General features: G+C 47.5%; 13 protein-coding genes, 1 other RNA gene and 1 pseudogene. 7 read left to right on the plus strand and 8 right to left on the minus strand.

Annotated features, from left to right (window positions below; all coding sequences use genetic code 11):
- Positions 1-13: 13 nt before the first annotated feature.
- A complete protein-coding gene (locus ACJHWT_RS21160; RefSeq protein WP_001117838.1) occupies positions 14-304 on the minus strand; it encodes an RnfH family protein in 291 nt (96 codons plus the stop codon).
- Positions 294-731: a type II toxin-antitoxin system toxin RatA gene (gene ratA, locus ACJHWT_RS21165; protein ID WP_001300750.1), complete on the minus strand. Its 438-nt coding sequence runs from the start codon at positions 729-731 to the stop codon at positions 294-296. Before ratA ends, ACJHWT_RS21160 begins: the two co-directional genes overlap by 11 nt.
- 170 nt (positions 732-901) lie before the next feature.
- Here ratA and smpB point away from each other — a divergent pair, with 170 nt between their 5' ends.
- The 3 genes from smpB (at position 902) to ACJHWT_RS21180 (ending at position 3339) form a co-directional block, all read left to right on the plus strand.
- Entirely contained in the window at positions 902-1384 is a 483-nt protein-coding gene (smpB, locus tag ACJHWT_RS21170; protein WP_000162574.1) for an SsrA-binding protein SmpB, read from the plus strand.
- Positions 1385-1598: 214 nt separating this feature from the next.
- Positions 1599-1961, plus strand: a transfer-messenger RNA (tmRNA) gene (gene ssrA / locus ACJHWT_RS21175).
- A 184-nt stretch (positions 1962-2145) separates the two neighbouring features.
- Positions 2146-3339: an integrase domain-containing protein gene (locus ACJHWT_RS21180; protein WP_025491917.1), complete on the plus strand. Its 1194-nt coding sequence runs from the start codon at positions 2146-2148 to the stop codon at positions 3337-3339.
- A 48-nt stretch (positions 3340-3387) separates the two neighbouring features.
- Here the strand turns inward: ACJHWT_RS21180 and ACJHWT_RS21185 are convergent, their stop codons facing one another.
- The 6 genes from ACJHWT_RS21185 to ACJHWT_RS21210 form a co-directional block, all read right to left on the minus strand.
- Positions 3388-3891 carry a HEPN domain-containing protein gene (locus ACJHWT_RS21185; protein ID WP_029392136.1) on the minus strand — a complete coding sequence of 168 codons (504 nt, stop codon included), beginning with the start codon at positions 3889-3891 and terminating at the stop codon, positions 3388-3390.
- A gap of 4 nt (positions 3892-3895) precedes the next feature.
- A complete protein-coding gene (locus ACJHWT_RS21190; RefSeq protein WP_025491914.1) occupies positions 3896-5023 on the minus strand; it encodes a DUF262 domain-containing protein in 1128 nt (375 codons plus the stop codon).
- Positions 5024-5252: 229 nt separating this feature from the next.
- Positions 5253-5438: a hypothetical protein gene (locus ACJHWT_RS21195; protein ID WP_071790076.1), complete on the minus strand. Its 186-nt coding sequence runs from the start codon at positions 5436-5438 to the stop codon at positions 5253-5255.
- A 52-nt stretch (positions 5439-5490) separates the two neighbouring features.
- Positions 5491-6063, minus strand: coding sequence for a phage polarity suppression protein (locus ACJHWT_RS21200; RefSeq protein ID WP_025491913.1), 573 nt, complete (start codon positions 6061-6063; stop codon positions 5491-5493).
- Between the two features lie 73 nt (positions 6064-6136).
- Complete coding sequence (locus ACJHWT_RS21205) at positions 6137-6637, minus strand: ogr/Delta-like zinc finger family protein (RefSeq protein WP_001583072.1); 501 nt, start codon at positions 6635-6637, stop codon at positions 6137-6139.
- On the minus strand, positions 6634-7368 hold the full coding sequence (locus ACJHWT_RS21210; RefSeq protein ID WP_025491912.1) for a hypothetical protein: 735 nt from the start codon (positions 7366-7368) through the stop codon (positions 6634-6636). Before ACJHWT_RS21210 ends, ACJHWT_RS21205 begins: the two co-directional genes overlap by 4 nt.
- Positions 7369-7919: 551 nt before the next feature.
- Between ACJHWT_RS21210 and ACJHWT_RS21215 the strand changes: the two genes are divergently transcribed.
- The 4 genes and pseudogenes from ACJHWT_RS21215 to ACJHWT_RS21230 form a co-directional block, all read left to right on the plus strand.
- Positions 7920-8186, plus strand: coding sequence for a helix-turn-helix transcriptional regulator (locus ACJHWT_RS21215; RefSeq protein WP_001149160.1), 267 nt, complete (start codon positions 7920-7922; stop codon positions 8184-8186).
- A complete protein-coding gene (locus tag ACJHWT_RS21220) occupies positions 8183-8782 on the plus strand; it encodes a host cell division inhibitor Icd-like protein (protein ID WP_025491911.1) in 600 nt (199 codons plus the stop codon). Before ACJHWT_RS21215 ends, ACJHWT_RS21220 begins: the two co-directional genes overlap by 4 nt.
- The gene (locus ACJHWT_RS21225) at positions 8775-9062 is read left to right on the plus strand and encodes a hypothetical protein (protein WP_001244665.1); all 288 of its coding nucleotides are present in this window, start codon (positions 8775-8777) and stop codon (positions 9060-9062) included. Before ACJHWT_RS21220 ends, ACJHWT_RS21225 begins: the two co-directional genes overlap by 8 nt.
- Positions 9055-9276, plus strand: a pseudogene (locus tag ACJHWT_RS21230) (hypothetical protein); the annotation flags it as partial. The gene ACJHWT_RS21225 and the pseudogene ACJHWT_RS21230, both read left to right, overlap by 8 nt.
- Positions 9277-9391 lie beyond the last annotated feature (115 nt).

Genomic DNA, 9391 nt, shown 5'->3' on the forward strand with positions numbered 1-9391 from the left:
TTTTTTCTGTCTGTTATTTATTCGCTGATTTTTCTGCTCGTTGCCTGCGCAGCTCTTTCGGATCGGCAATGAGAGGGCGATAAATCTCCACCCGATCGCCATCATGCACACTATCGCTCAGTTTTGCCGGACGGCTATAAATGCCGACTTTGTTTTTAGTTAAATCGATATCGGTACGCAATTCCAGCAAGCCACTGGCGCGAATAGCTTCTTCAACCGTCGCACCCTCCTGCAGCGTCACACGCTGCAGGTACTGCTTCTCAGGTAGCGCATAAGCCACCTCAACGGCAATTTTACCTGGCACTGTAAACCTCTTTCGCACGAACCGTAAAAGCCTGGACCATATTAGCCGCCAGTTCTTTAAACACGCGGCCAAAGGCGAGTTCAATCAACTTATTGGTAAACTCAAAATCGAGATGAAACTCGATACGGCACGCCTCCTGACTCAGCGGCGTAAACTTCCATCCACCGATCAATTTCTTGAACGGCCCATCCACCAGATTCATAAGAATACTTTGGTTACTGGTCAACTGGTTGCGGGTAGTAAACGTTTTGCTGATCCCAGCCTTAGAGACATCTACCGCCGCAGTCATCTGCCCAGGAGTGGACTCCAGAATCCGACTTCCGGTACAACCCGGCAAAAACTGAGGATAAGACTGAACGTCATTCACTAACTGATACATTTGCTCCGCGCTGTAGGGTACCAGTGCGGTCCGGCTAATCTGAGGCATAACAATTTCCATCAACAAAAATCCAACAAATAATATCATTTATCCTGCTGTAAAAAAAACGCTATCCCGGCGCTGGGTAACATCGGGTTCATGCTAAGATAGAGCCTTGTCCCCCGCAGGATTGATATGGGGTGTTTTCGATTTCAGATTACCGATGATTCACGACGCTTATGACGAAGAAAAAAGCACATAAACCTGGTTCAGCGACCATCGCGCTTAACAAGCGCGCCCGGCACGAATACTTTATCGAAGAAGAGTTCGAGGCGGGACTTGCCCTGCAAGGCTGGGAGGTTAAATCCCTGCGTGCAGGAAAAGCCAATATCAGCGACAGCTACGTCCTTCTGCGTGACGGAGAGGCATTTCTGTTTGGCGCTAACATCACGCCAATGGCTGTGGCCTCCACGCATGTGGTGTGCGATCCTACCCGTACCCGCAAGTTACTTCTCAACCAGCGCGAACTGGACTCATTGTACGGTCGCGTCAATCGAGAAGGCTATACCGTAGTGGCGCTCTCCCTGTACTGGAAAAATGCCTGGTGCAAAGTGAAAATCGGCGTCGCCAAAGGTAAGAAACAGCATGATAAACGTTCAGATATCAAAGAACGCGAATGGCAGGTGGATAAAGCGCGTATCATGAAAAACGCCCACCGTTAAACCTGCACTGCAATTATTGATCCGCTCCTCACCGCGCCTCCCTCTCCGGCGGCGCGAATGCACATCTTATTGGCTATCACATCCGACCCAAATGTTGCCATCCCATTGCTTAATCGAATAAAAATCAGGCTACATGGGTGCTAAATCTTTAACGATAACGCCATTGAGGCTGGTCATGGCACTCATGAATCTGGTATACTTACCGTTACACATTGGGGCTGATTCTGGATTCGACGGGATTTGCGAAACCCAAGGTGCATGCCGAGGGGCGGTTGGCCTCGTAAAAAGCCGCAAAAAATAGTCGCAAACGACGAAAACTACGCTTTAGCAGCTTAATAACCTGCTTAGAGCCCTCTCTCCCTAGCCTCCGCTCTTAGGACGGGGATCAAGAGAGGTCAAACCCAAAAGAGATCGCGTGGAAGCCCTGCCTGGGGTTGAAGCGTTAAAACTTAATCAGGCTAGTTTGTTAGTGGCGTGTCCGTCCGCAGCTGGCAAGCGAATGTAAAGACTGACTAAGCATGTAGTACCGAGGATGTAGGAATTTCGGACGCGGGTTCAACTCCCGCCAGCTCCACCACTTGCTCTTCCGGATACGTCCGGAGAAATCCTGAAAGCCCGCATGGCACAAGCTTTGCGGGCTTTTTTGTGTCTACCGTTGTCCGAGGATATCCAGCTAAATCCAGTGATTATTGGTATACGTTTAGGTATACGGTAGGATATATACCTAAACGCGTATACCAATTCATGAAGGAGCGGCCAAAGTGGCAAGAACGACACGCCCCCTGACCAACACAGAGGTTCTGCGCGCTAAAGCGTTAGAAAAGGATCTAACGTTGCATGATGGCGATGGTCTTTTTCTGCTCGTTAAAACGAACGGTAAGAAGTTATGGCGTTTCCGTTATCAACGTCCAGCAACAAAGCAGCGAACAATGATGGGGCTAGGTGCCTTCCCCACCCTTTCACTTGCTGACGCCCGACGGTTAAGAGCGAATTACCTTTCCTTGTTAGCCAACGGAATTGACCCGCAAATTCAAGCTGAAATTGCAGAGGAACAGCAGCAAATCGCACTGGACAGTATTTTTTCAACCGTCGCCGCTAACTGGTTCCAGCTTAAAAGCAAAAGCGTTACCCCTGATTACGCGAAAGACATTTGGCGTTCACTAGAAAAAGATGTATTCCCTGCCATCGGTGAGATCCCAGTTCAGCAAATCAAAGCCCGAATGCTTGTTGAAGCCCTAGAGCCTATCAAAGCACGTGGGGCGCTAGAGACGGTACGTCGTCTGGTGCAGCGTATTAATGAGATAATGATTTACGCCGTAAACACAGGTCTGATTGATGCCAATCCAGCATCAGGTATTGGGATGGCCTTTGAGAAACCTAAAAAGCAAAACATGCCTACGCTCCGGCCAGAAGAATTACCGAAGCTGATGCGTTCTTTGATTATATCTAATCTGTCTGTTCCGACACGTTGTCTTATTGAGTGGCAACTACTGACCCTTGTACGCCCTTCTGAAGCCTCTGGTACTCGGTGGGCAGAGATCAATCTCGATGCAAAGCTCTGGACGATTCCAGCCGAACGGATGAAGGCCAAACGTGAGCACATTGTTCCTCTATCTCCTCAGGCATTAGAAATTCTGGAAGTGATGAAACCAATCAGTGCTCATCGTGAACATGTTTTTCCGAGCAGAAATGACCCTAAACTGCCAATGAATAGCCAGACTGCTAATGCAGCATTAAAACGTATTGGATATGGTGGAAAACTTGTCGCACATGGTATGCGTTCAATTGCCAGTACAGCGATGAACGAGGCAGGTTTAAATCCAGATGTGATTGAATCAGCATTGGCACATACCGATAGAAATGAAGTAAGAAAAGCATACAATCGCACCACCTATCTGCCACAGCGAATAACACTTATGAATTGGTGGGGAGATTTTGTAAGGAACCTTAAATAATATATATTCATCTAATTAGCGCCCTTATCAAGTTAGGGCGCGATTAACTTAAAGAAGTTTCATTGTTTTCATTGTATCTTTAAAATCCTTAAATCCATCAAATAAAATGATGAAATTTGCTAGCGTCACCGATGGAGCATCAATAGTCATACTAGTACCTTTTATAAAGGTATGAGCGGCAGCATTTCTTGGGGTCTTGAGTGATGTCAAAGTGGCTTTTAATGTAAAAAGTTTTTGTTGTGTTGCTTGTTTTTCAATTTTTTCAATTGAGCTCAATCCTATAACTTGGGCTAACATTTTTTTAAAATTGTCCTCATAATGGAAATTATAATTCCGTTTTATTTCATTTTGGATTTTTTTTATGTGTTCAGGGTTAGTTATATTTTTTTTACAAACTCCTTCAATTATGTTATCCATGGTTACCTCTATCCATCCGCACAACTCCATAAGAGCAAGCTTAGAATAAAACAACTGTTTTTTAGGATCGGTTTCCTTAGTAAAGAGGCGATCTAACTCTTTCAATGTTTTATGAATTGTCCCCTTAACTATCATGATTTCACCCAAATATTCTTAGAGCGGCATCTAACCTTGCGTCAACTTTTTCCTTACTGGCTACACCACCGCTCAGAAAAGCCGTTGATAATGAATTATCTGCCCTTAAATCATCAAAACGCTGGCTTAAACTAGCGCTAGTTTCTTGCTCTAAAAGATCAATATTTTTTGCTACACCATATAAAAGGGCTTCCATTAAAGAACTACCAAGTCTCATTGGATTGGGTTGTAATATTTTATTCCACACCAGACCTACGGTCCTCTTAAATAAATCCTCTTTTAGAGCTATATCTGACTTTCCTAAATGACGGTTTTTCTTCATATAGCCATTGAGAAATTTAGATAAAGTGCCTTTATACTTATCTTTGTTATCGTAAAATGAGAAAAATCGCAAGATAAGTTCGATATACTTAAACCTATTCGAATTCTTGGTATTCAAGCCAGCTATTTTTTGCCACTCATCAATTTCATTCATTTCTTTGAGGGCATTATTAAACTCACCGCTAAAAATACAATTCCTAATTTCTTGGTTATTAAGTCTTGTGCCTCCAGAATTCAACCGATGAAATATAGTAAACAAATACTCCATATGTGATAGTTTAGAATGATCACATCTAAGCACAGTGACTGGAATTGTTAAGTTTTGCACTCTCTTATAAAAATTATTCAATTCAGTCTTTTGTTTATGAAACTCTGATACACGAACACCAGATATTTTACTATCAATATCATCGAGCTTAGACAGTTGCCAGCTTGGGTCAGATAAAAATCTGATTATTGACGTCATTCGCTGCAACCCATCAATTACCTGCCATTCCTGACTATTATAATCAAAACTAAAACACATGCTAGGAATAGGAAGCTGTTTAATTAAGGAGTCAATAAATCGTGTTTGAGCTGATGAATTCCATACAATGTCTCTTTGAAAATCTGGTTGAATATTCAAAGTTCCTTCATTGTACATGCGAACTAAATCAGAGCAGGATCTCAACTCATTATAGGCAATCACATCACTTGGCGGATGTTGCTCACTATCATCTTCATAATAAGATTCATCTTCTAAATTCTCAATATCTTCAAGAGTAATGTCAGCAGTCATATAATCTCCAATATGAAATTTAAAAAAGCTCATCTATCCTTTAGATGAGCAAATAGAACTTCCTTTCATCTGCAACTCGATAATATTTAACTATCGCCTTGCAAACTCCCACTAATTTTAGCGGCATTGTTACCCTGGTTCAATTAATTATTTCCCCCCCCATTTGCTGCACTTTCACTGAGCATCGCCCCCAACACAAAAAGCCCAAACAAAAGCGTATGAAAAAATGAGGCTTTCAAGCAAAATTATAGCTTGAGTTTGTTCATCCAAAAGCGACTTCGCATGTATTAGAAAATTCAGCATATACATTGCGCGCAGTGCTTTCCCCGCCTCGCCCGCCCGCTTTGCGGGGCGGTTTTAATGCAGTTTCACTGACACGCTCAGGCCGCGCCGGGAATGGCGCGGTCTGCAGAAAATGAGGCAGGAAAACGCATGCAAAGCCATGCACCTTATCGATGCATGGCTTTTTTCAGTAAAAACGGGCGGATTTTCGGGGAGTTTTACACAGACTGATGTGATGCCAGTTGCGCACTTTTACGCGAAAAAATCATGTTCTGCGCAGGAGTGAATTTTTCACGGCTGTCATCCACCGAAGCCGCGTCAGGCCTGAATCCGATGGCCGTTAAAATGTCGCTATCCTGTGCGGAATAATTAATTTTTTCCCCCTTCGCAAGCCAGGACAGAAGGGCTTCACGCAGGGCATCTGTGGCACACTGTATGGCACAGTTTCGGGCAATGGCCGTCAGTTCACTGTAGCCCATCAGCTCCGGTGCCAGTGCGGCCGCCAGTACTGTGCCGTGCTGCTGCATAAAATCATTCAGCCGGTCGCGGATGCTGATGTGCTGAACGGCTTCATGCGAACGAATATAACGACCGGCGGCCTGATTCACCTGCCATTTTCTGACTTCGATAATATTGCGTAATTCGTCCAGGCGACTGACGTTTCTGCCTTCTCCTGACAGAAGCCGCAGATATTCCTGTTCGGCCGCAGCCAGCTCATTTTTGCGTTGCAGCCATGCTGCTTTGTTATTCTGACAGGTGTCAAAGGCCTGCTGTAAGGCAGTGCTTTCCATCGTTATCTCTTTCTCATCATGCTGAAGAATAAAAATACGGTGTGCGGCGACGGCCGGGGTTAACCGGCAGCCCTCATTCCAGACGCAGCGAATATGATTGTGTTTTTAAGCGTACTGGCGGCAGTTCCTGTTTTTCATGCAGGCTTTCTGCCAGTTCGTCCGGCGTGACCGGGCGGACAATAAAACGGTTGATGGTCTGAAGCGTTTTAAACACCAGACCACAGCCCGGATCCGTGCACACATAAAAACGCTCGGTGACTTCCTGAGACAGACGCCGCGATGTTCTTGACAGTGCAAGGCCTTTACATCTCCGACAACAATATCCGGTAACAAGCATTCTTTTCTGGCGTTTCATACTGCCGGAGGCTGACGTCAGTGAATCGCGGTATCTCTGTTTGCCTGAAATGTATTCCATTCCTGAATCTTTACAGTCAGAGAAAAAGCTTTCACTCGCTTCAAATGTCGCAGAGCAATAAATATTCCGGCACTGTGCAATCATTATCTTGGTGCCATCGTCCATGAAATGTGCGCGACGGGTGTGAGCAACATGTCCACACGACGGGCAGTAAATCATGACAGCAGTCCTCTGGCCTTAAGCTCTGCACCCTGCTGGTCTATTTTGTCCTGCCACACCTTGCGCTGTGCCGGTGTGCCTGCCACCTCATAATCCATGTGCGGGAGTGTTGCCGCTGACAGTCCGGTCAGCCGGAGAACCGGCTCGCCGGTGAGGCTGATTTGCATCTGTTTAATTTTCTGTTCCAGCGATGATTTCACCTGCTGCATGACAGCCTTTTCCGGTGCGACGTAGCCCTGATGGCCGGTGGTGTTGGCGAGCGGATTTTCCTGTACCAGAATGCTCAGATGCATTGCCCGGACAAGCGCCTCACAGGTTTCATTCAGGGCGTGTTCCAGCTCATGCTCTGCATACAGACTCAGAAGGTGATAATGTGCCTTCCGGTAGGCGGTGGCCGTGCTGTCACACGCCCCTTTCAGGCGTTCACGTTCGAAATTCAGCACCACGGCCAGATTGTCATATTCCTGTACCAGCTCCCGGCGTGCCACGCGCTCAATGTGGCGCTGTTTCAGCTCGTCGCTCAGGACACCACCGGCTGCACGAAAGGCCGTGCGCCAGTCGTCAGCGTCGTTTCCGTCGGCCTGCGTCAGCGCATTTTTTTCCTGCTCTGCCCGTTCAATGGCCGTGACGGTCTCATCCATCAGGCGGGCGTTCTCAAGGTGGGCGGCTCTGGCCTTTTCCAGTTGTGCCAGTGCGGGTTGCAGATATTCAGGGATGGTGTTGTCAGACATTTTCCGGCTCCTCGTCACTTCAGGTTGAGAAAATTGTGACGTACACCGGACAGCAACACGACGCATTGCAGATGTGCCAGCCCTGACACAGGAGACTCATCCTCAGACCGGCAAGCCAGGAAAAGGTCGCAGGAAAAACCGGCTTACTGTTTGTTTTTTTATATTTTACTGTTCACCTCTGTTCACCTTAAGAAAAAAGATAAGTAATACAGTAAGTTAAAGGGTGAACAATCGCAGTAATGACTGTTCACCGTCTGTTCACCACTGTTCACCCGTTGATGGGCTTTTTGTGCTGTTTATTACTTTTTATTTTTATTAATTCACTGAAATAAATAAGAAAAAACAATTTGTATTTCACTATAATTTTTTCCAGCTCCTTCCAGAGCGTTTTAAAGCTATCTGGCGCTAATGTACAAAAAATACACAGCCATTGTAAGGCTGCCGGAACAAATCCCCCCTGTTGCGTCTGCTGAAAATATTCACAAAATAAAGCGCTACCCGAAGCCGGACGGACTTATCCGGTGCTGTATGGACATTAACGAGGTAGCCCGATGCAAGCTGTTTTTTCTTCCCCGTCTCCCGCCCCTGTGACGCCACTGATGCCGCTGCCGGACATCACACAGGAGCGTTTTTTACGTCTTCCGGAAGTGATGCACCTGTGCGGCCTGTCACGCTCGACCATCTATGAACTCATCCGTAAGGGGGAATTTCCGCCGCAGGTGAGTCTTGGCGGTAAAAATGTGGCCTGGCTGCACTCTGAAGTCACTGCATGGATGGCCGGGCGCATTGCCGGACGCAAACGGGGGTACGACGCATGATGATGCCCGCTCTGCAAAAACTCCCTTTTTCTGGCTTGCCTTTTTCCGGCATTTGCGGATATAGTTTTTCCGCTGCCGCAAAATCGGCAGCCGGGCGTGAGAACCCGAGCAATCTAACGGCGACATATGACGCGCCATGCGTCTTTTTTTGTGTCGCAATCAACGCCACAGAGCGCCAGATTATGGTGTGGTGTGTGGTCAGTCGTGCAGATGGCATTCCGTGCATCCTGCCCGCGTCCGCTCATTATGCCGCAGAGTCAATGGTAGCTCAGGCGGGGCAGCCTCCGGGCTGGCCGGTATCCGTTAGAGCCGGTATTCTCACCCCCGTCTGGGCTATCGCCATCGAGCGTGAGAACTCCGGCGATAGCGTAACCTGCTATCTAACGGAGGCTGCCATCATGGCTACAACCCTTACCCCCTCACACCCTGAATTTGTCTTTGTGTTTGCGGCTGTCCGTCGCGCAGACCGTCATCCCCGTATCTGTATGCTTCGCACCGTCGCCGGTGATGAACGCAGCGCCCGCCGTTCCCTTGTCCGTGACTATGTGCTCTCCCTTGCTGCCCGTCTGCCGGTGGTGGAGGTGTCCCGTGCGTAATAAAAAAGCCCCTCAGACCGTCTCAGCGCGTCATGACGCCCGTGAACACCTCAGCATTGAGGCTTACCATAAGCTCAACCGCGCCAGCGCCGTATCCCAGTTTGTTGGGGGTGATTTGATTCACCGTGAACTCTCCGGCCTGCATCAGCTCTACATTCCGCATATTTTCAGCTACCTGAATGAAGATATTGATTTTGTGCTGAATGAGCTGAAAGCCAAAGGCCTGTGCCGCGATTTTCTCGCCCAGCAGAAAGACCGGGGAGACAGGACGCATGTTTGATTTTCCCCAGCCCGGTGAGATTTACCGTTCTGCCGGTTTTCCCGATGTGGCCGTGGTCGGCATTCTGGAAGACGGTATTCCGTGGGAAATGCCGTACCGCTGTCCGGAAATTGTCTGGAACCCGTACCGCCGAAAATTCAGTATCCTTGTGCGTATCCTCACTGACGGGCGCACCACAGACATCCCGCTGGGGCGTTTTCTGCGGGAATTTACCTGGTTGCGTATTACCGTGAAGGAGATCGGTGAGTAACATCGATGGAGATCGGTTCGTGTCACTTTCACAGAACCGTTTTTAAATTACCTTCACTGATCTCCTTCGGTCAACGGAG

This window comes from Escherichia sp. WS338, assembly GCF_046486405.1.
Classification (GTDB): Bacteria; Pseudomonadota; Gammaproteobacteria; order Enterobacterales; family Enterobacteriaceae; genus Escherichia; species Escherichia coli.